The 19,013-nt window shown below is 67.2% G+C and carries 21 protein-coding genes; 8 read left to right on the top strand and 13 right to left on the bottom strand.

What is annotated here, in order from left to right; genetic code table 11:
- Positions 1-7: 7 nt before the first annotated feature.
- Positions 8-913: a MurR/RpiR family transcriptional regulator gene (locus A9O65_RS16405; protein ID WP_064702743.1), complete on the top strand. Its 906-nt coding sequence runs from the start codon at positions 8-10 to the stop codon at positions 911-913.
- 42 nt (positions 914-955) lie between these two features.
- Here A9O65_RS16405 and A9O65_RS16400 read toward each other — a convergent pair whose 3' ends face one another.
- A complete protein-coding gene (locus tag A9O65_RS16400; protein WP_064702718.1) occupies positions 956-1,933 on the bottom strand; it encodes an NADPH:quinone reductase in 978 nt (325 codons plus the stop codon).
- A 186-nt stretch (positions 1,934-2,119) separates the two neighbouring features.
- Between A9O65_RS16400 and azu the strand changes: the two genes are divergently transcribed.
- Positions 2,120-2,587, top strand: coding sequence for an azurin (gene azu, locus A9O65_RS16395; protein WP_139180681.1), 468 nt, complete (start codon positions 2,120-2,122; stop codon positions 2,585-2,587).
- 71 nt (positions 2,588-2,658) lie between these two features.
- On the opposite strand, the gene A9O65_RS16390 is transcribed toward azu, so the two are convergent.
- Positions 2,659-3,231, bottom strand: a complete 573-nt coding sequence (locus A9O65_RS16390) for a hypothetical protein (RefSeq protein ID WP_064700779.1) — start codon at positions 3,229-3,231, stop codon at positions 2,659-2,661.
- A 327-nt stretch (positions 3,232-3,558) separates the two neighbouring features.
- Between A9O65_RS16390 and ugpB the strand changes: the two genes are divergently transcribed.
- From ugpB to A9O65_RS16365, 5 genes are all read left to right on the top strand, one after another.
- Positions 3,559-4,875 carry a sn-glycerol-3-phosphate ABC transporter substrate-binding protein UgpB gene (ugpB, locus tag A9O65_RS16385; RefSeq protein ID WP_064702717.1) on the top strand — a complete coding sequence of 439 codons (1,317 nt, stop codon included), beginning with the start codon at positions 3,559-3,561 and terminating at the stop codon, positions 4,873-4,875.
- A 71-nt stretch (positions 4,876-4,946) separates the two neighbouring features.
- A complete protein-coding gene (ugpA, locus tag A9O65_RS16380) occupies positions 4,947-5,822 on the top strand; it encodes a sn-glycerol-3-phosphate ABC transporter permease UgpA (protein ID WP_064702716.1) in 876 nt (291 codons plus the stop codon).
- A gap of 18 nt (positions 5,823-5,840) precedes the next feature.
- Entirely contained in the window at positions 5,841-6,686 is an 846-nt protein-coding gene (ugpE, locus tag A9O65_RS16375; RefSeq protein WP_064700699.1) for a sn-glycerol-3-phosphate ABC transporter permease UgpE, read from the top strand.
- 29 nt (positions 6,687-6,715) lie between these two features.
- On the top strand, positions 6,716-7,837 hold the full coding sequence (locus tag A9O65_RS16370; protein ID WP_064702715.1) for a sn-glycerol-3-phosphate import ATP-binding protein UgpC: 1,122 nt from the start codon (positions 6,716-6,718) through the stop codon (positions 7,835-7,837).
- On the top strand, positions 7,804-8,541 hold the full coding sequence (locus A9O65_RS16365; RefSeq protein ID WP_064702714.1) for a glycerophosphoryl diester phosphodiesterase: 738 nt from the start codon (positions 7,804-7,806) through the stop codon (positions 8,539-8,541). The genes A9O65_RS16370 and A9O65_RS16365 overlap by 34 nt, the downstream gene beginning before the upstream one ends.
- On the opposite strand, the gene A9O65_RS16360 is transcribed toward A9O65_RS16365, so the two are convergent.
- The 7 genes from A9O65_RS16360 to cbiE form a co-directional block, all read right to left on the bottom strand.
- Entirely contained in the window at positions 8,513-9,982 is a 1,470-nt protein-coding gene (locus tag A9O65_RS16360) for a cobyric acid synthase (protein WP_064702713.1), read from the bottom strand. The two genes, A9O65_RS16365 and A9O65_RS16360, sit on opposite strands and share 29 nt — an antisense overlap.
- Positions 9,979-10,689: a 5,6-dimethylbenzimidazole synthase gene (gene bluB, locus A9O65_RS16355; RefSeq protein ID WP_064702712.1), complete on the bottom strand. Its 711-nt coding sequence runs from the start codon at positions 10,687-10,689 to the stop codon at positions 9,979-9,981. Before bluB ends, A9O65_RS16360 begins: the two co-directional genes overlap by 4 nt.
- Positions 10,686-11,291: a cob(I)yrinic acid a,c-diamide adenosyltransferase gene (gene cobO / locus A9O65_RS16350; protein WP_064702711.1), complete on the bottom strand. Its 606-nt coding sequence runs from the start codon at positions 11,289-11,291 to the stop codon at positions 10,686-10,688. The genes bluB and cobO overlap by 4 nt, the downstream gene beginning before the upstream one ends.
- 229 nt (positions 11,292-11,520) lie before the next feature.
- Entirely contained in the window at positions 11,521-12,312 is a 792-nt protein-coding gene (gene cobF / locus A9O65_RS16345) for a precorrin-6A synthase (deacetylating) (protein ID WP_064702710.1), read from the bottom strand.
- The gene (gene cobM, locus A9O65_RS16340) at positions 12,309-13,127 is read right to left on the bottom strand and encodes a precorrin-4 C(11)-methyltransferase (protein WP_064702709.1); all 819 of its coding nucleotides are present in this window, start codon (positions 13,125-13,127) and stop codon (positions 12,309-12,311) included. Before cobM ends, cobF begins: the two co-directional genes overlap by 4 nt.
- On the bottom strand, positions 13,124-13,507 hold the full coding sequence (locus tag A9O65_RS16335) for a cobalamin biosynthesis protein (protein WP_064700707.1): 384 nt from the start codon (positions 13,505-13,507) through the stop codon (positions 13,124-13,126). The genes cobM and A9O65_RS16335 overlap by 4 nt, the downstream gene beginning before the upstream one ends.
- Positions 13,504-14,730 carry a precorrin-6y C5,15-methyltransferase (decarboxylating) subunit CbiE gene (cbiE, locus tag A9O65_RS16330; protein ID WP_082920213.1) on the bottom strand — a complete coding sequence of 409 codons (1,227 nt, stop codon included), beginning with the start codon at positions 14,728-14,730 and terminating at the stop codon, positions 13,504-13,506. Before cbiE ends, A9O65_RS16335 begins: the two co-directional genes overlap by 4 nt.
- A 173-nt stretch (positions 14,731-14,903) precedes the next feature.
- Here cbiE and A9O65_RS16325 point away from each other — a divergent pair, with 173 nt between their 5' ends.
- Positions 14,904-15,629: a cobalt-precorrin-6A reductase gene (locus tag A9O65_RS16325; protein ID WP_064702708.1), complete on the top strand. Its 726-nt coding sequence runs from the start codon at positions 14,904-14,906 to the stop codon at positions 15,627-15,629.
- Between the two features lie 44 nt (positions 15,630-15,673).
- On the opposite strand, the gene cobJ is transcribed toward A9O65_RS16325, so the two are convergent.
- Genes cobJ through A9O65_RS16305 form a run of 4 tightly spaced genes read right to left on the bottom strand, consistent with a single transcriptional unit; the run spans position 15,674 to position 18,967 of the window.
- The gene (gene cobJ / locus A9O65_RS16320; RefSeq protein WP_064702707.1) at positions 15,674-16,456 is read right to left on the bottom strand and encodes a precorrin-3B C(17)-methyltransferase; all 783 of its coding nucleotides are present in this window, start codon (positions 16,454-16,456) and stop codon (positions 15,674-15,676) included.
- Complete coding sequence (gene cobI, locus A9O65_RS16315) at positions 16,453-17,193, bottom strand: precorrin-2 C(20)-methyltransferase (protein ID WP_254783127.1); 741 nt, start codon at positions 17,191-17,193, stop codon at positions 16,453-16,455. The genes cobJ and cobI overlap by 4 nt, the downstream gene beginning before the upstream one ends.
- Positions 17,190-17,819, bottom strand: coding sequence for a precorrin-8X methylmutase (locus A9O65_RS16310; protein WP_064702706.1), 630 nt, complete (start codon positions 17,817-17,819; stop codon positions 17,190-17,192). Before A9O65_RS16310 ends, cobI begins: the two co-directional genes overlap by 4 nt.
- Before the next feature lie 2 nt (positions 17,820-17,821).
- Complete coding sequence (locus A9O65_RS16305) at positions 17,822-18,967, bottom strand: ferredoxin-like domain-containing protein (protein WP_254783126.1); 1,146 nt, start codon at positions 18,965-18,967, stop codon at positions 17,822-17,824.
- Positions 18,968-19,013 lie beyond the last annotated feature (46 nt).

The raw sequence follows: 19,013 nt of genomic DNA, 5'->3' as shown, positions 1-19,013 counted from the left end.
ATTCACCATGACGCCATCCGCCTCACCCCGCCCCGAAACGCTCGGAGACCTCGAGCGCCTGCTCGCCGATATCGAGGGCGGCGAGGGTTCGGTACGCCTGGGCAAGCGCTCGCGCCATGTGCTGACCGCGCTGGTCACCGCTCCCCAGCAAGCCGCGGTGTCCTCGATCAGCGAGCTGGCCGAACGCCTGAGCGTCAGCCCCTCCACGCTATCTCGCCTGGCCCAGCGCCTGGGGTTCGATGGCTTCGCCGGCCTGCAGGGCGTCTTTCGTCGCAACGTCACCGAAGGCAAGAGCTTCTACAGCGATCAGGTCTCCCGCCTGCTGGACGGTGATGGCAACGACGGCAGTCATGCCCGGTTGTCCCGCCTGGGACGCCAGGAGAGCGCCAATATCGGCGATATGGTGGCGGAAATCGATGAAGTGAGCTTCGTGGAGGCCGCCGGGCTGCTGGCCGAGGCGCGTCGCGTGAGGGTGCACGGCATGCGCCAGTTCGCCTCGCTGGCATCGTTCATGGCCTATGGCCTGGGCATGCTGCGTCCGGACGTGGCACCGCTCGATGCCGCGCGACATGGCGTCGCGGATGCCTTGGCCCAGCTCGGTGAGGGCGATGTGCTGGTGGTGGCAAGCTGCTTTCCCTATACCCCCAGTGTGCTGACGACCGCCGAGGTGGCGGCCCGCCAGGGTATCCGGGTCATTGCCCTGACGGACTCCACGGCCTCTCCGCTCGCCAAGGTTGCGCGATACAGCTTCCCGGTGCCCAACCACAGTCTGTTCTTCAGCAATAGCATGTGCGCCTTCATGCTGCTGGTGGAAGGACTGTTGAGCGAGGCGGCGAACCAGCTCGGCGAGACCGGCCTCACCGCACTGAAGCGGCGCGAGCGCTTGATCGGCGAACTCGACGCCTCGCTGTGACATTCCCCGTGCCCAGGCGGCTCGGAGCAGGGCAACAGGGCATCAGGGCACCAGGATAGTGGAGCCGGTCGTCAGGCGTCCGGCCAGCGCCTCCTGGGCCTTGCCCGCCTCGGCGAGCGGAAAGCGCTGGGCGATGTCGATCTTCACCTGGCCGCTCTCCAGCATCGCGAACAGATCAGCGCACATGCTCTCCAGGCGCTCACGCGTATCGGCATAGCCATTGAGGCTCGGCCGCGTTACGTAGAGCGCTCCCTTCTGGTTGAGAATACCGATGTTGACGCCCTCGACCGGCCCTGAGGCGTTGCCGAAGCTGACCATCAGGCCGCGCTTTTTCAGGCAATCCAGCGAGGTCTCCCAGGTATCCTTGCCGACCGAGTCGTAGACCACGTCGCACATCGCCCCGTCGGTCAGTTCGCGCACCCGCTCGACGACATCCTCGCGGGTATAGTCGATGGTCGCCCAGGCCCCATTTTCCCGGGCCAGCGCTGCCTTCTCGGGAGAGCTGACCGTGCCGATCAGCTTCACGCCGAGTGCCCGAGCCCACTGACAGGCAATCGAGCCCACCCCACCGGCAGCCGCATGAAAGAGAATGGTCTCGCTGCCCTCGAGCCGATAGGTCTGACGCAGCAGATACTGTACGGTCAGCCCCTTGAGCATCGACGCAGCCGCCGTCTCGCCATCGACCCCGTCAGGCAGTGCCACGACCTTATCGGCCGGTACGACGTGCTGCTCGGCATAGGCGCCCAGGGGGCCCTGGGCATAGGCGACCCGGTCTCCCACTGCCAGGTGCTCGACGCCATCGCCCACCGCCTCGACGACACCTGCTCCCTCGGTGCCCAGTCCGGAGGGCAAGGAAGGCACGGGATAGAGACCGGTTCTAAAATAGATATCGATGAAGTTCAGACCGACGGCCTGATGTCGAATCCGCACCTCACCGGCTTGCGGCTCGACCAGCGGAGCATCGACGAACTCGAGCACTTCCGGGCCACCAGTGCGGGAAAACTCGATACGCTTGACCATGGGGGCATTCCTTAATTCGCTAATGAACTGGAGAACCAGTCAAGCGTTATGCTGGCAGCGGGTCAAGTCGAGCATTGGGGCATCACCGCCGAAGTCGCTTGACAGATCCAAATGGCTACAAAAGAATGAGTATTGTGTATACAGAAATACAATCTCATTGACGACACACTCAACAGGAGCGTCATCATGAAAATCACCTGGATGTTGACCGCCGTCGGCCTCGCGGCCGCCCTGACCAGCGCCCCGACCTTTGCCGCCGACGACGAGGCCTGCAAGCTGACCGTCGAAAGCAACGATCAGATGCAGTTCGACACCGACTCGCTGAGCGTACCCGCCAGCTGCGAGACCGTCACGCTGACGCTGGAACACACCGGCTCGATGGATGCCAACGTGATGGGCCACAACTGGGTACTCTCCGCCACCGAGGATGCCCAGGCCTTGTCCCAGGAAGGCATGAAGGCCGGTCTGGAAAGCGACTACCTGCCGGCCGACGATGACCGCGTCATCGCCGCTACCGAGATCATCGGCGGTGGCGAAAGCACCAGCATCGAGTTCTCCACCGAGGACCTGGCAGGCCGAGACCTGACCTTCTTCTGCTCCTTCCCCGGCCACTTCGCTTCCATGCAGGGGACCTTCACGGTCACCGAGGAGTAAATCACTCCCCTTGCAACGACGCCTGGCACGCCGGGCGTCGTCTTCGGCGCGGCCATCACAGAGCACGGCCATCACAGAGATAGCGGAAACGACTCCAACCCGCGAATAAAGCGGCGCTTGTAGTCCTCGAAGGCCTCACGGTCGCGCTTGAAGGATTGCGCCACGGCGTTTTCATCCACTGTCAGCGTGCGCGGCAGGTCATCGAGTCCCGAAGCGGGATGCTTGGGCCCAAGCCCGATACGCACGCCGCTCTTGCCGTCGAACCAGCGCTTGATACCGGCAGCCTCGAAGCGTTGCTGTTGTGCCTCGTTCATGGCATCCACCCGCAAGGGCGCGCGCAAGGCCAGTTCGGCCACCAGGCGTCCAGCCGGATCGGCCACCTTGCTGTCGGTCAGCGAGGCCAGTTGCATGACATTCATGCCCTCACCCGCCTCGTCCAGCGCCAGCAGCGCCAATGCGACCGGCTGCGCATCGTCATCGACCAGTGCCAGCACGCGGGCCGCTTCCTGCTTGACCAGCACCCCCAGCACACCGGCGAAGGTTGCCAGCGGCGCGATACCGGCCTGGTGACCGTAGACCTCGGCACACAACCGTGCCAGGCACGCCTCGCGCTGGTCCTCGTTCTTGACATGCACCACTCTCATCGATTCTTCCTCGTCCATCACACGCCTCGATATGAGCCGCGCAGCCTATCATATTCCCCCACCGGGCTCTCTCTCCGCACAACATCGATAGTGATATCTGCCCGAGGCTGATCCGTCGACAGATGCAACCGAGATAACCCGGCATAGCGGTTCTTCCTTCTTATCTCTTCCTCCTTCGCCCCCGCAGCATGGCGGTCCCCGAGGGCATGATCTAGCTTTCATGGAGTTGTCATCGTCATGACCTAATGTGCCGGGGCCTGACTGCCCAGGCCGTCGCATGGCTCGGGCTTTCCGATGCAAGACCCGACAAGAGACAAGGAGACACCGATGTCGCGTATCCACGCTGGAGCACTGACCCTGGGGCTGGCCGCCGCCGGCCTGTCGCTTTCCGCCCAAGGCGCTACCGAGATCGCCTGGTGGCATGCCATGGGAGGCGAACTGGGCAACAAGGTCGATGAGATCGCCGCGAACTTCAACGACACCCAGGACGACTATGTCGTCAAGCCATCGTTTCGCGGCAACTACTCCGAAACCATGACCAGCGCCATCGCAGCCTTCCGTGCCAATGAAGCACCGGCCATCGTGCAGATCTACGAGGTCGGCACCGCCACCATGATGAATGCCGAGGGGGCCATCGTGCCGGTGCACGAACTGATGGCCGACTCGGGCCTCGACTTCGACCCGGATGCCTTCCTGCCTGCCGTGACCGGCTACTACACCAACGGCGACGGCCAGATGCTATCCATGCCCTTCAACTCCTCGACGCCGGTGGTCTACGTCAATCGCGACATCCTCGCCGAAGCCGGCGTGGATGAGGTCCCGGCCACCTGGGAAGGGCTCGGCGAGGCTCTCGGCCAGATCGTCGACTCCGGCGCCGCCGAATGCGGCATGACCACCACTTGGCCTTCCTGGATCCAGCTCGAGAACTTCTCCGCCCGCCACGACCTGCCCTTCGCCACCGAAGAGAACGGTTTCGGTGGCCTGGATGCACGCCTGACCATCAACGACACCGCCGTCGTCGACCACATCCAGCGCCTGACCGACTGGCAGCAGGACGGCCGCTTCGACTACGGCGGGCGCTTCGACGAGGCTGCACCGGCCTTCTACACCGGTCGATGCGCCATGCTGATGGCCTCCTCCGCTTCGCTGGCAGGCGTGCGCGCCAACGCCGAGGACTTCGAGTTCTCCGTGGCACCGTTGCCCTATTCGAGCGAGCTGATCGACACGCCGCAGAACAGCATCATCGGCGGCGCCTCGCTGTGGGTTCTGGCAGGGCAGAGCGATGAGGTCTACCAGGGTGTCGCCGAATTCTTCGACTACCTCTCCTCCGCCGAGGTCCAGGCCGACTGGCACCAGTTCTCCGGCTACCTGCCGATCACCGAGGCCGCCTACGAACTCGGCCAGGAACAAGGCTTCTACGAAGACAATCCCGGCAGTGCCGTGGCCATCGAGCAGATGACCGGCGTCACGCCAACGGCCAACTCCAAGGGGCTGCGTCTGGGCAACATGCCGCAGATCCGTGACGTGATCGAGGAACAACTGGAGAAGATCTTCAATGGTGACATCGGCGTCCAGGAAGGCATGGACGAGGCCGTGAGCCGCAGCAACGAGCTGCTGGAACGCTTCCAGCAAGCCAACGACTGAGCCATCGGCACGCCTGCACCGGAACGCCTCGTGGCGTTCCGGCCTCTCCTGAACAGCTATGACGGATCACCATGGCGACTTTTCAACGTCACCGCCTCACGCCCTGGCTGCTGCTGGCCCCTCAGTTGGTCATCGTCGCGGTCTTTTTCTTCTGGCCGGCCGCCCAAGCCGTCCTCCAGGCCTTCTATGTCGAGGACCCCTTCGGTCTCGGCCGCACCTTCGTCGCCTTCGAGAACTTCGCCCGCGTGCTGGCCTCGGCAGAGTATTATCGGGCGCTCGGTATCACCGTTGCCTTCAGCATCGGCGTGGCGCTCGGCGCCATGGCGTTGGCACTGCTGCTGGCGGTGCTCGCCGACCGTGTGATCAAGGGCGCCCACGGCTACAAGACGCTGTTGATCTGGCCCTATGCCGTGGCACCGGCAGTGGCCGGCGTGTTGTGGATGTTCATGCTCGACCCCGAGCTCGGCCTGATCAGTGCCTGGCTCGGTGCACTCGGCATCGACTGGAACCATCAGCTCAATGGCGGCCAGGCCATGGCGCTGGTGGTGATGGCCTCGATCTGGAAGCAGATGAGCTACAACTTCGTGTTCTTCCTGGCCGGGTTGCAGGCCATTCCGAGGAGCTTGCTGGAGGCCGCGGCCATCGATAACGCGGGTCCCTGGCGACGCTTCTGGACCATCACCTTTCCCCTGCTGTCGCCGACCAGCTTCTTTCTGCTGGTGATGAACAGCGTCTACGCCTTCTTCGAGATCTTCGGCACCATCGACGCCACGACCGCCGGCGGCCCTGGCGGCGCCACGCGAACGCTGGTCTACAAGGTCTACGAGGATGGCTTCATCGGCTACGACCTGGGCTCCAGCGCGGCGCAGTCGGTGCTGCTGATGCTGCTGGTGGGGCTGCTGACCCTGCTGCAGTTCCGCTATCTCGAACGCAAGGTACAGTACTGACCCCGGAGAACGACCACGATGCGCTACCGCCGCCCCGGCCTCGACATCGCCAGTCACGCCCTGCTGATCCTGGCCCTGCTCGCCTTCTGCCTGCCGGTCTGGCTGGCCATCACCGCCGCCACCCACGACCAGGCCTCGCTGTACACCGGCACCGCACCGCTGTGGTTCGGCGAGCAGGGACTCGGCAACTTCCACGCCGTGCTCAGCGAACCGGTGGCCCGCCTCGGCACCGACGTGGCCAGGCTGCTGTTCAACTCCACGGTCATGGCGCTGGGCATCGCCTGCGGCAAGATCTTCATCGCCATCCTCGCCGCCTATGCCATCGTCTTCTTCCGCTTTCCGCTGCGTCGGCTGTGCTTCTGGCTGATCTTCATCACCCTGATGCTGCCGGTGGAGGTGCGCATCATGCCCACCTACAAGATTGCGGCCGACCTCAACCTGCTGAACTCCTATGCCGGGCTGATCCTGCCGCTGATCGCCAGCGCCACCGCCACCTTCCTCTTCCGCCAGTTCTACCTCACCGTGCCGCCGGAGCTGCTCGAGGCGGCTCGGGTCGACGGTGCCGGCCCCTGGCGCTTTCTCAAGGACATCCTGCTGCCACTGTCGAAGACCAATATCGCCGCCCTGTTCGTGATCATGTTCCTCTATGGCTGGAACCAGTATCTCTGGCCGCTGCTGATCACCACCGAGTCGGATTACATGACGATCGTGGTCAGCCTCAAGCGCCTGCTTTCCTCGGCCGACAACCTGGTGCCCTGGCAAGCCGTCATGGCCACCGCCCTGCTGGCCATGCTGCCGCCGGTCGCGGTGATCGTGCTGATGCAGCGCTACTTCGTGAAGGGACTGGTCGACGCCGAGAAATGACCGAATCACTGCATGGACAAGATACCGCTATGGCAACCCTGAGTTTGAACGCCCTGCGCAAGACCTACCCCAATGGTTTCACCGCCCTGCACGGCATCGATCTGTCGATCGACGACGGTGAGCTTATCGTGGTGGTCGGTCCCTCGGGCTGCGGCAAGTCCACCCTGCTGCGCATGCTCGCCGGCCTGGAATCGATCAGCGACGGGGAACTCGCCATCGATGGCCGGCGCGTCAACGATCTGGAGCCGGCCGAACGCGACATCGCCATGGTGTTCCAGAACTATGCCCTCTACCCCCACATGAGCGTGGCCGACAACATGGGCTATGCCCTGAAGAACCGCGGCGTGCCCAAGGCCGAACGCCGCCGCAAGGTCGAGGAGACCGCACGGCTGATCGGCCTCGAGGACCTGCTCGAACGCCGTCCTCGCCAGCTCTCCGGCGGCCAGCGCCAGCGCGTGGCCATGGGGCGGGCCATCGTGCGCGAACCCAAGGTCTTTCTGTTCGACGAGCCGCTCTCCAACCTCGATGCCAAGCTGCGCGTGCAGATGCGCATCGAGATCCGTCGCCTGCAGAAACGCCTCGGCGTCACCGCCGTCTACGTCACTCACGACCAGGTCGAAGCCATGACACTGGCCGACCGCCTGGTGGTGATGAACGGCGGACACATCGAGCAGGTCGGCACGCCGATGCATCTCTACGAGTGTCCCGCCAGCCGCTTCGTGGCGGGTTTCATCGGCTCTCCCGCGATGAACTTCCTGGATGCCCGCCAGACGCATGGCACCCTCACGCTACCCTGTGACACCCGCATCGCCGCCCCATCGGCGCGCGATGCCATCGACACGCCGGTGTGCCTGGGCATTCGCCCGGAGCACCTGTTGCCGGTTGACGAGCCCGATGACACCACCCTGACCACCCGGGTCGAGCTGGTCGAGCCGCTTGGCGCCGACACCCTCGCGCACGTCCGCCTCGAGGGGCAGGACGAGCCCCTGGTGGCTCGACTCGATGGTGTCCACGCCGTGGCCGAAGGCGATACGCTGTATCTGCGCCCCGACGCCGACCGCCTGCACCTCTTCGATCACGAGACCGGCCGACGCCTCGACGACAAGGACATCCACTCATGCCCCAGCAGCCCCTCGTCCCACCTCGCCTGATCGCTCATCGCGGCCTTTCCGCCCGGGCGCCGGAAAACACCCTGGCCGCCGTTCGAGCCGCCCACGAAGCCGGCTGCCGCTGGGTCGAGCTGGACGTGCAACTGCTCGGCGACGGCACCCCGGTGATCTGGCATGACCGGGATATCAATCGCTGCAGCAACGGACGCGGCCGACTGGCCGACCTGGACATCGACCAGGCCAGACGACTCGATGCCGGTAGCTGGTTCGATGCCGCCTTCGCTGGCGAATCCATGGCCACCCTGGAACAGATGTTGACCTTGATCGACGAACTGGCGCTGGGCCTCAACCTGGAACTCAAGGTCAACCGCGGTCGTGACCCCAAGGCCCTGGTCGAGCGCGTCCTGCCGACCCTGCTCGACGCCCTGCCCGCCGAGCGCTTGATCGTCTCCTCCTTCGACGCCACTGCCCTGACGCAGGCGCGACGCCAGGCACCGGCCGAGCGTCTCCCCCTGGGCGCGCTGTTCGAACGGATCCCCCGCGACTGGGCCACCCGCTGCGAGGCTATCGACGCCTACAGCGTGCACGCCGACTGGCGTCGTCTGCGCGCCTCCCGTGCCCGTGACATCGTCCAGGCCGGCCATGCACTGCTGTGCTACACGGCCAACGACCCGGCGGCCTTCGCCACACGCTGGGAGTGGGGGGTCCACGGCGTGATCAGCGACGACCCCACGCACTTTCGCTGAGCAGCATCTCGATGGTCCCCGAAGCGAGATTCGCCTCCAGCGTGTCGGCCAACCGGTCGAGCTGGCGCTCGCGATGGGCGGCCAGGTCGACGGCGGCGCCCTCACCCGTCAGTCCCAGCATCGCCAGCAGCGCGGCGGCCGCCGGCGCCTCGTCGAACAGCCCGTGCACATAGGTGCCGAGCACCTGGCCGTCCGCGCTGACCGCGCCATCCGGCCGGCCCTCGAGGTCGAGCAACGGTCGATCCAGCGCCGGACCTTCGCTGACGCCATTGTGGATTTCGTAGCCGCTCACCATCACGTCGTCATCGGCGAGGGTTCCCCGAACGGTGCGCAACTGCTTGCCGGCCACCATACGGGTGCGCATCGGCAGCAGCCCCAGCCCCGGCGTCGTGCCGGCCTCACCCTCGACGCCCTGCGAATCCTCGATCTCTTCACCGAGCATCTGGAAGCCTCCGCAGATGCCCAGCACCCGGCCGCCATAGCGCAGATGGTGACGTATCTGCGCCTCCCAGCCCTCGCGGCGCAGCCAGGCCAGGTCGCTTGCGGTGCTCTTGCTGCCGGGCAGCAGGATGACGTCGGCCGGCGGAATGGCCCGCCCCGGCCCCACCAGCGTCAACTCGACTCGCGGATGCAGGCGCAGCGCGTCCAGGTCGGTATGATTGCTGATCCGCGGCAACGCCGGCACCACCACCCTGAGCCCCGGCGCCTCGGCGGCGCTCTCGGTGAGTCCCAGACCATCCTCGGCGTCCAGCAGCAACCCATTCAGATGAGGCAACACGCCGAATACCGGCTTGCCGGTGTGGCCGGTGAGCCAATCGAGCCCCGGCTCGAGCAGCGCGAGATCGCCGCGAAAACGATTGATGACAAAGCCCTGGGTCCGGGCCCGTTCGCTGTCGCTGAGCAACTCGAGCGTACCCACCAGTTGGGCAAAGACCCCGCCGCGGTCGATGTCGGCGACCAGCCACACCGGGCAGTCCACCGCCTCGGCAAACCCCATGTTGGCGATGTCGTTCTGGCGCAGGTTGATCTCGGCGGGGCTGCCGGCGCCCTCCGCAATCACCAGGTCGTGGCAGCTCGTCAGTCGCTCCCAGGCCGAGAGCACCGTCTCGCGGGCCTGTCGCTTGAAGGCGTGGTAATCCAGCGCGTCCATATGCCCGTGGACCCGGCCATCGAGAATAACCTGGGCACCGCGATCGGTTTCGGGCTTGAGCAGCACCGGATTCATGTCGGTATGAGGCGCCAGACCCGACGCCAGCGCCTGCAAGGCCGTGGAGCGACCGATCTCGCCGCCCTCCGGCGTCACGGCGCTGTTGAGTGCCATGTTCTGGGGCTTGAAGGGCGCCACCGACACGCCGCGCCGGGCCAGCAGCCGACACAGCCCTGCCACCACCGTGCTCTTGCCGGCATCCGAGGTGGTGCCCTGGATCATCAGCGTGCTCATCGCGAGCGCTCCCGCACCGCCAGTGCGTCGAACAGCGACGGTGCGCCCAGCGCCTCGCCCCAGCCGTTGCCGTGCACTCGCTCGACCAGAGGCAGACGCTGGCGCCAGCCGACCTGGGCCAGCTCAGGGCTGTCGAGGAAGTCGTCGACGTAGCCCAGGCACAGGTAGGCGAGCGGATAGACGTTCTCCGGCAGGCCCAGCACCTCGGCCAGTTCCTGCTGGTCGAGGATGCTGACCCAGCCCACGCCAATGCCCTCGGCGCGGGCCGCCAGCCACAGGTTCTGGACCGCCAGGCAGGTGCTGAACAGGTCCGTCTCGACGATGCTCTGGCGACCCAGCACGTGCTCGCCGCCGCGGCTGCGGTCGCAGGTGATGCACAGGTTGAGCGGACTCTCGAGGATGCCCTCCAGCTTGAGACGGCGATACAGCTCGCCGCGCTCGCCGGTGTGGGCCTCGGCCGCCCTGGCGTTCTCGCGCTCGAAGATGGCGTGCACGCGCTCGCGCACCGCACGGCTGTCGATCACCAGGAAGTCCCAGGGCTGCATGAAGCCCACCGAAGGCGCATGGTGAGCGGCCTGGAGCAAGCGTGCCAGCACCTCGGGCGGAATCGGGTCCGGGCGAAACTGGGCACGCACATCGCGGCGCTCGAAGATGGCGCGGTAGACGCCCTCACGCTGCGCCTCGGGAAAGGCATGATCGGACTTCATAGCTCGACGCCTTTCTGGGCCTTTATCCCTTGGTCTTTAAAAGCGTGCTTGACCACCTTCATCTCGGTCACGGTGTCGGCTAGCTCGACCAGCGCCTCGGGGGCGTGGCGACCGGTGACCACTGCATGCTGCATGGGCGGACGGGCCTGGAGGTCGTCGAGTACCCGATCGAGCTCCAGATAGCCGTGCCGAAGGGCAATGTTGAGCTCATCGAACAGCACCAGCGCGTAGTCCGGGTCGGCGAGCATGCGGCTGGCCTCGGCCCAGGCCGCCTCGGCGGCGCGCACGTCACGCTCGCGATCCTGAGTATCCCAAGTGTAGCCCTCGCCCATGACGTGGTAGTCCACACCCGGCAGGTTGCGAAAGAAGGCCTCTTCGCCGGTCTGGAACTTGCCCTTGATGAACTGCACCACGCCGACCCTCATGCCGTGGCCCAGGGCCCGGGCGAGCATGCCGAAGCCAGAACTGCTCTTGCCCTTGCCGGGGCCGGTCAGCACCAGCAGCACACCCTGTTCCTTGTCGGCGGCGGCAATGCGCTCGTTCATGATCTTCTGCTTGTGGGCCATGCGCGCCGCATGGCGCTCGGGGTCGACGTGCTTCATTGGGATCTCCAACAGTCGAAGGAATAACGTGATAATTCTGGTGCCATACCGGGGACAAGCCGCAGCGGAGCTCCTACGCCAGGGGTGAGGAGCATCGCTCCGAACGGGCTGGCCAAGGATGGCCAGCACCGGACCTGCAAGCGAAGCGGGACGCGAGAGCGCCGCAGGGCGTCGGGAGCTACAAGGAAGTATTCATCGCGTCTCCGCGCAGGCTTGTCCCCGGTGTTTGTCATTCGACCGGCCGTGACAACAGCGGCGTGCGTGCCAGCAGATAAACGTCCATGATCCAGCCGTGCCGCTCGCGCAACTCGACACGCCGCTCGACGATGGCCGGCCCCACCTCGGCCAGCGGGCCCTCGATCAGGCACTGCTTGTCCATGCCCAGATAAGCGCCCCACCAGATATGCAGTCCCTCCGGGGCCAGCGCCTGGAAGGCGCCACCGCTGTCGAGCATGACAGCGACACTGGCAGCATCATCGGGCCAGCCGCGCTCGCGCAGGCGTCGCCCGGTGGTGATCTGCACCGGCTCGGCCAGAACATTGAGGGGAATCCGGTGCTCGGCGGTCAGCACCTGCAGGCTGGTGATACCCGGCACGACGCTCACCGCCGGCGACGCCTCTCCGTCCTGTCCCAAGCCCTTCAGGCGACCGGCGATGCGCAGGCTGCTGTCGTAGAGCGAAGGGTCGCCCCAGATCATCATGGCGACCCGTCCGCCCCGCGGCAGGTGGCGCGTCATCTGCTCACGCCACACCTCGGCAATCGCCGCATGCCAGTCGTCCACTGCGCCCAGGTAATCGTCACGCCTCTCGCGGTGCGGCAGGTCGAACTCCACGACCCGCGATTGCGCGGCCTCGTCGAGCAGGTTGCGGCACAGCAAACGGCGCAGATCGACCAGATCCGACTTGGCTTTTCCCTTGCGCGGCAGCAGGATCAGATCGGCCTCCCGGAGCGCGCGCACGCCGGCCAGGGTCACGTGGTCGGGGTTGCCGGTGCCGACACCGATCAACGCGAGCTGGATCATGCCTCGCCCCGTCCTTCGCTCACCGGATCGTCCGCATCATTCTCGGCGAAGGGCGAATCCGCCGATTGCGGCCGGAAGCGGCGGTCATAGCCGATCGCGTAGAGACAACTGTCGTCGAAGTTCTCGCTTGCCAGCGCCGGGCCGACCAGGATCAGCGCGGTGCGGTTCATGGCCGGATCGAGCCGTGAGGTGACGGTCTCCAACTGCCCACGGACCACCTTCTGATCGGGCCAGCTGGCCCGCCAGACGATGGCCACCGGACAGTCCCCGCCGTAGAAAGGCGCCAGCTCCGCCACCACATGCTCGAGGTTATGGATGGACAGATGGATCGCCAGAGTCGCCCCGGTGCGCGCGAAGTTGGCCAGGGTCTCGCCGTCCGGCATGGCGCTGGCCCGACCCGGCGTGCGCGTCAGCACCACGGACTGCGACACGCCCGGCAGCGTCAGCTCCTGGCCGAGGGTGGCGGCCGCCGCGGCAAAGGCGGGCACTCCGGGCGTGATGGCGTAGGGGATGCCCCGTTCGCGCAGCCGACGCAACTGCTCGCCCATGGCCGACCATACCGAGAGATCCCCGGAGTGCAGCCGAGCCACGTCCTGCCCCGCAGCGTCGGCGCGGGCCATCTCGTCGATGATCTCGTCGAGCGACAATGGGGCGGTGTTGACGACCCGGGCACCTGCCGGGCAATGCGCAAGGATCGCCTCGGGCACCAGCGAGCCGGCGTAGAGACACACCGGGCAGGCCGCGATGAGATCCCTTCCCCGCAGCGTCAGCAGATCCGGCGCGCCGGGGCCGGCACCGATGAAATGAATGGTCATGTCGTATCTCCTGTCGTCGCCTCGCGCACCACCGCCACCGCAGCGGTCGCCCGTCGATCCGTCGAAATCAGTCGAGGGCCGAGCAATCTCGCCCCGGGCCCCGCCGCCAGCAGCGCTACGGCCTCGGCAACGCTGCCCGTACCGCGGGACTGACGGCTGTGTCGGGAATCGGTGAGGGTGGCGACCGAGGTCAAGTCGAGATCGGCCACGCTCCGCGTCACCAGGCCCCGCGCCTCCCCCAAGGCCTGCACCAGCGGGCGCATGGACGCGGCCACCGCCAGCCGGTCGACCGGGCCATGGCACGTCTCGAGCCGGTCCAGCGCCTCGGCCAGCGAGGCGAGCGTCGCCGAGCGGCGAAAACCGAACCCCGCCACCTTCATCGCACCACCCGCCACTGCACGATGGGATAGGCGGCCTTCCAGCCGCGTCGGGTGCCGAGAGCAGCCGCCGACGACAGCTCCAGCCGCACCAGCTCGCCGCCGACGTGACTTTGCCAGTGGCTCAGCAAGGCTTCCGACTCCAGGGTCACCGCATTGGCCACCAGCCGCGTGCCAGACCGCAAACGCAGCCACAGTGCGGTCAGCAGCGCCTCGGAGAGCCCGCCGCCGATAAAGACCGCATCGGGCAACGGCAAGTCCTCCGGCGTCTTCCCGTTCAGCATTTCCAGGGCATCGCCCTCCACCACCTCGAACCAGTCGACACCGAGTTCCCCAGCGTTGTGGCGCGCCCGAGCCGCCCTTTCCGCATTGCGCTCGAGACCCAGGGCACGGTTGTCCGGATGCGCCAGCAGCCACTCGATGGCGACCGACCCCGAGCCGGTGCCGATGTCCCACAACCGCTCGCCCGGGGTCGGCGCCAGGGCGGCCAGCGTGGCGGCGCGGACCACCTGCCGAGTGATCTGACCGTCGTGCTCGAACCAGTCATCCGAGCGTCCTGGCATCAGCGGCAGTGCCGGTCCATCGCCGTCGACCTCGAGCCCCACCGCCACCGGGTGGGAGATGTCGTCGGGCAACTCGGCATCGGCGCGCACGCTGCGCACGCGCTCCTCGATGCCGCCCAACGCTTCCATCACGTGAAGCCGGCTGGCGCCGAAGCCGACATGCGCAAGCCAGCCGGCGAGCTCATTCACCGCCGCACCGTCGCGCAGCAGCACCAGCAGCCGGCGTCCACGATGCAAATACGGGCGCAGGCGCGTCAGCGGCCGGGCGTGCAGGCCCAGGCAGGTCACGCCCTCCAGCGCCCAGCCGAGCCGGGAGGCCGCCAGGCTGAAGGTCGAGGGCGACGGCAGCGCGCGCCACTCGCCGGGCGCGAGGTGTCGTGCCAGGGTCGCGCCAGCGCCGAACCAGAAGGGATCGCCGGAGGCCAGCATCACCACCCGCCGGCCACGCTCGGCCAGCAACACGGGAATGCCGTCGGCAAAGGGCACCGGCCATTCGCGCACCTCGGCGGAAAGCGCCGGCAGCAGGCGCAGATGACGTCGCGCGCCGAACACCACCTCGGCGGTCTCCAGCGCCTCGCGGCTTGCCGGCGTCAGCCCTGCCGTGCCACTCTCGCCCCAGCCCAGCACCGTCAGCCAGGGAGCGTCGTCCGCGTCAGTCATCATCCGAGTCCCGCTAAAAGAGATGAGCTGTTCCAGTGCCAAGCCTCCGCGAGGGCGCTGTAAACCCTTTCCTGGGCGCTACTTTTGCCATCCATGGCAAAAGACCCTCGCTGCGCCTTGTCCCCGGCGCTCATCTTGCCAACTGCTTGAAAGGTAAAAGAGCTCAAGAAGCCTCTATGAAAGTCCTTATCCTGGGCGGTACCACTGAAGCCAGCGCGCTGGCCCGTGCACTCGCCGAGCGCGAGATCCCCGCGCTGTTCAGCTACGCCGGCCGCGTCAGCGCGCCCAAGCCGCAGCCGCTGCCCACCCGCATCGGCGGCTTCGGCGGCGTGGAAGGGCTGGCCGCCTTTCTCGAGGCAGAGCGCATTACCCACCTGGTCGACGCCACCCATCCCTTCGCCGAGCAAATGAGCCGCCACGCCGTGGTGGCAGCCGAACGCAGCGGCGTCGAGCTGCTGGCCCTGACCCGGCCGCCTTGGGTGCCGCAGGCCGGCGATCGCTGGCAGCGGGTCGCCGGCCTCGAGGACGCGTTGGCGGCGCTCACCGGGCCGATGCAACGGGTGCTGCTGGCGATCGGTCGCATGCATCTGGCCGACTTCGCGGCCCAGCCCCAGCATCATTACCTGCTGCGGCTGGTCGACCGGCCCGATAGTCCGCCGCCCCTGCCGTACCACACCGTCACCGTCGACCGCGGTCCCTTCACCCTGGAAGGCGACCTGGCACTGCTGCGCGAGCACGGCATCGAACGCCTGGTGTGCAAGAACGCCGGCGGTACGGGGGCGGCGACCAAGCTCGTCGCCGCCCGGAAGCTGGGCCTGCCGGTGGTGATGATCGACCGCCCGGCGCTGCCGCCGCGCCGCGAGGCACATACCATCCAGGAAACGCTCCACTGGCTGGTTTAAAGGGCATCCACAAATTACGGTGCTCGGCCATGTGGCGTTGAAAGTCATCGAGTCGCCTCTGATGACGGCGCTGATCGCGGCGTATAGACCCACTCGCCCTCGCCTTCCCTTCCGGCGGGAAACCGCCGCGTCAGGCTCGAGCCCACCATCACCAGGGTGCGCATGTCGGCCATCTCTGGCGTCGCCTCGCCCAGGCTGGTGATCCGCACGCTTTCCTGTGGCGTGGAGATGGCACGGGCGAACATGATCGGACGCGCCTCACCGCAGGCCTCGCGTAGCACCGCCAGGGCGCGGGCGAAGCCCTCGGGTCGCGAGCGGGAACGCGGATTGTAGAAGGCCATGGCGAAGTCCGCCTCGGCGGCCAGTCGCAGGCGCTTCTCGATCAAGGCCCAGGGCTTGAGGTTGTCCGAGAGGTTGAGACAGCAGAAGTCATGGCCCAGGGGCGCGCCCAGCCGCGCACTGGCGGCCAGCATGGCGGAGACGCCCGGCAGCACCTGGATATCCAGCGCCCGCCACTCGGGGCGCCCCGCCTCCAGCGCCTCGAACACCGCCGCGCCCATGGCGAACACCCCGGGATCGCCCGAGGAGACGACCACCACCCGGCGGCCCTCGGCGGCCATCGTGAGCGCCTGTTCGGCCCGGCGAATTTCCTCGCGGTTGTCCGAGCCGTGGCGGGTCAGGCCCGGCCGCGGCGCCAGGCGCTCGACGTAGGGCACATACCCCACCGCATCGGTGGCCTCGCCCAGTGCACTCGAGGCCTCCGGGGTGATCAACTCCTCGCTGCCGGGCCCTAACCCGATGATTTTCAACCACCCTTCCGCGCTCATGGGCGCCTCCCGTTACCGTGAATCACCAGGATCGAGAAATAGGGCACACGTTCACCGACCTCGGCGAGCGGCACCACCCGCTGCTGCGCCATGGAGGCATATTCGATCATCCAGGCATCCTCCTCGCGCCCGGCGCTCGCCAGTGCGCGGCGCAGCTTGTCGAGGTGGCGGCCGATCTTCATGACCACCAGGGCATCGGTGCGCGCGATGCGCTCGGCCAGCATCGCCTCCGGCTGGGTCGCGGTCAGCACGGTCAGGACATCGTCGCCCCAGGTGATGGGCTGCCCCGTTGCCGTCCAGGCGGCGGACATGCCAGTGATGCCCGGCACCACCTCGACCGGGACGCGGTCCATAAGCCGCGTATACAAATGCATGAAGGAGCCATAGAAGAAAGGGTCGCCCTCGCAGAGCACCACCACGTCGTGACCCGTCCCGGCGATCTCGTCGAGCTGAGCGACCTGGCGCTCATAGAAGGCCGCCAGCCATTCGTTGTAGCGCGGGTCGTCGAAGGGGATCTCGGTGGTGACCGGATATTCCATGGGCAGCTCGACGGCATCGGCGGCCAGCATGCCCTCGACGATGCGGCGGGCGTGGCCGGTACGCCCCTTCTTGCGGAAGTAGGCGACGTGAGAGGCGCCGCGAATCAGGCGATCCGCGCGCACGCTCATCAGATCCTGGCTGCCGGGACCGAGGCCGACGCCGAAGATGGTGCCGGAGCGGGGGTCGCGCCTCATCATTCGCGGCGATCCGCCATGGCGTTGACGGCGGCCACCGTTACCGCGCTGCCGCCGAGCCGACCCTCGACGATGGCGCAGGGCGCCGCGGCACTCTCCCACAACGCCTGCTTGGATTCCGCCGCACCGACGAAGCCCACCGGGCAGCCGATGATGGCGGCCGGCCGCGGACAGTCCGGCGACTCCAGCATGTTCAGCAGGTGAAAGAGCGCCGTCGGTGCATTGCCGATCGCCACCACCGCTCCGTCCAGATAGGGACGCCACAGCTCCAGCGCTGCCGCCGAGCGGGTGTTGGCCATCTCTCGGGCCAGACCGGGCACTCGCTCGTCATGCAGGGTGCAGAGAATGGCGTTGTTCGCCGGCAGGCGCTGTCGCGTGATGCCCTCGGCGACCATGCGTGCGTCGCAGAGGATCGGTGCACCGGCCTCCAGTGCCCGGCGAGTGCGATTCACCACATCGCCACGAAAGTGGACATGTTCAGCCAACGCGACCAGGCCGGCGGCATGGATCATGCGCACGGCCACCGGCTCTGCCTCCGGCGAGAAGCGTGAAAGCGCCGCCTCGCGCCGAATGGTGGCAAAGGATTCCCGGTAGATCGCCGGCCCATCGGTTTCATAGACGTAAGGCATCCCTATTTCTTCTCCTTCTTCAACGCCGCCAGTACCTCGGCTTCGCTCAGGCCAGTCGCGACCGGGGCGTCGTCGGCGCACCCGCCCAGAATCAGATCGAAGCGACCGTCGCGTCCCGTCAGGCAGATATCGGCCGGTCGACCGCGGGCGCAGCCCTTGGCACAGCCGGACACATGCACGCGCTCCGCGTCCCGAGCGCCCCGGCGCTCGGCGATCGCCTGCGCCAACTCTCGGGTCGCCACACTGGCCCGTTCGCAGTGAGGCGCGCCCGGACAGGCATCCATGGCCAGCCGCGGGTCGCGCTCGTCATGAATCAACCCCGGCACCGCCTCGGCGTCATCCAGGTTTCCGCCCTCGCCTTCTATCAACAGGCGGCGCCAAGGCGTCGCCCGCACCCCCGTGATGTTCTCGGACGCGAGCGCAGCACGCAGTGTCGAGGCCGACGCCCGGCCGAAGGGCAAGCCGACCACCCGACCTCGGGGATGCTCGCCCAGCGCCAGGCTTGCGGTGGATTCGGAAAGCCCGGCGGGCGCCATCGTGGCCGGTGCCCAGGCAGGCAAGGGCACGGTGAGGCGATGCATGCGCCCGGTGCCACCGTTCTCGACGAACCAGTGCGCCAGACGCCGCAATAGCTCGATGGCCGCCTCGACCGAGTCCACCGGGGTACCCAGGCTTCGGCCATCAGCGCGCACCAGCAGCCTGCCGTCGGCCGCGCGCTCGAGGCGAAGATCCGCGGAGGCCTCCGTCAGCACCGGCGCCGGACCGGCATCGATGGCCAGCCCCCACTTGGCCGGCAGCCTCGGCCATGCGTCACGAGGGACGCCATGACGCCCCTCGAACCATTCCTGCAACCGACGAGCCGCGTCATGGGTGACATCGCCAGGCTGCCAGTCCGGGGCCACCAGCAACGCCGGCTGACGCTCGACCTCAGCGTCCGCCGCGACCAGCTCCCACTCGACGAGACACGCCATCAGTGCGGGCCATTCGGCCTCACTCACGCCACGAAGTTGCAGATTGCCGCGACGCGTGAGTTCGACCAGCCCGCTGCCCCAGGTCTCGGCGGCATCGCACAGTGCCAGCATCTGCGCCCGGGTGAGACGTCCCAGGCGCGGGCGCACGCGCACCAGCAGGCCATCACCGGTGGCCATGGGCCGCCAGGCTCCGGGACACCAGCCCCTGACGCGGGGCACGATT

Source organism: Halomonas caseinilytica (assembly GCF_001662305.1).
GTDB classification, from domain to species: Bacteria; Pseudomonadota; Gammaproteobacteria; order Pseudomonadales; family Halomonadaceae; genus Halomonas; species Halomonas caseinilytica.
The sequence above is the reverse complement of the archived record's forward strand: the minus strand, read 5'-3'. Positions and strand labels throughout refer to the sequence as shown.

Excerpts from the sequence above, each read along its gene's own strand:
- ugpB (WP_064702717.1), top strand. The coding sequence starts at position 3,559 with ATGTCGCGTATCCACGCTGGAGCACTGACCCTGGGGCTGGCCGCCGCC.
- A9O65_RS16400 (WP_064702718.1), bottom strand. The coding sequence starts at position 1,933 with ATGGTCAAGCGTATCGAGTTTTCCCGCACTGGTGGCCCGGAAGTGCTC.
- A9O65_RS16365 (WP_064702714.1), top strand. The coding sequence starts at position 7,804 with ATGCCCCAGCAGCCCCTCGTCCCACCTCGCCTGATCGCTCATCGCGGC.
- A9O65_RS16370 (WP_064702715.1), top strand. The coding sequence starts at position 6,716 with ATGGCAACCCTGAGTTTGAACGCCCTGCGCAAGACCTACCCCAATGGT.
- cobF (WP_064702710.1), bottom strand. The coding sequence starts at position 12,312 with ATGATCCAGCTCGCGTTGATCGGTGTCGGCACCGGCAACCCCGACCAC.
- ugpA (WP_064702716.1), top strand. The coding sequence starts at position 4,947 with ATGGCGACTTTTCAACGTCACCGCCTCACGCCCTGGCTGCTGCTGGCC.
- A9O65_RS16360 (WP_064702713.1), bottom strand. The coding sequence starts at position 9,982 with ATGAGCACGCTGATGATCCAGGGCACCACCTCGGATGCCGGCAAGAGC.
- A9O65_RS16325 (WP_064702708.1), top strand. The coding sequence starts at position 14,904 with ATGAAAGTCCTTATCCTGGGCGGTACCACTGAAGCCAGCGCGCTGGCC.
- azu (WP_139180681.1), top strand. The coding sequence starts at position 2,120 with ATGAAAATCACCTGGATGTTGACCGCCGTCGGCCTCGCGGCCGCCCTG.
- cbiE (WP_082920213.1), bottom strand. The coding sequence starts at position 14,730 with ATGATGACTGACGCGGACGACGCTCCCTGGCTGACGGTGCTGGGCTGG.
- A9O65_RS16405 (WP_064702743.1), top strand. The coding sequence starts at position 8 with ATGACGCCATCCGCCTCACCCCGCCCCGAAACGCTCGGAGACCTCGAG.
- ugpE (WP_064700699.1), top strand. The coding sequence starts at position 5,841 with ATGCGCTACCGCCGCCCCGGCCTCGACATCGCCAGTCACGCCCTGCTG.
- cobM (WP_064702709.1), bottom strand. The coding sequence starts at position 13,127 with ATGACCATTCATTTCATCGGTGCCGGCCCCGGCGCGCCGGATCTGCTG.
- cobO (WP_064702711.1), bottom strand. The coding sequence starts at position 11,291 with ATGAAGCACGTCGACCCCGAGCGCCATGCGGCGCGCATGGCCCACAAG.
- cobI (WP_254783127.1), bottom strand. The coding sequence starts at position 17,193 with ATGATGAGGCGCGACCCCCGCTCCGGCACCATCTTCGGCGTCGGCCTC.
- A9O65_RS16310 (WP_064702706.1), bottom strand. The coding sequence starts at position 17,819 with ATGCCTTACGTCTATGAAACCGATGGGCCGGCGATCTACCGGGAATCC.
- A9O65_RS16390 (WP_064700779.1), bottom strand. The coding sequence starts at position 3,231 with ATGAGAGTGGTGCATGTCAAGAACGAGGACCAGCGCGAGGCGTGCCTG.
- A9O65_RS16305 (WP_254783126.1), bottom strand. The coding sequence starts at position 18,967 with ATGGCCACCGGTGATGGCCTGCTGGTGCGCGTGCGCCCGCGCCTGGGA.
- A9O65_RS16335 (WP_064700707.1), bottom strand. The coding sequence starts at position 13,507 with ATGAAGGTGGCGGGGTTCGGTTTTCGCCGCTCGGCGACGCTCGCCTCG.
- cobJ (WP_064702707.1), bottom strand. The coding sequence starts at position 16,456 with ATGAGCGCGGAAGGGTGGTTGAAAATCATCGGGTTAGGGCCCGGCAGC.
- bluB (WP_064702712.1), bottom strand. The coding sequence starts at position 10,689 with ATGAAGTCCGATCATGCCTTTCCCGAGGCGCAGCGTGAGGGCGTCTAC.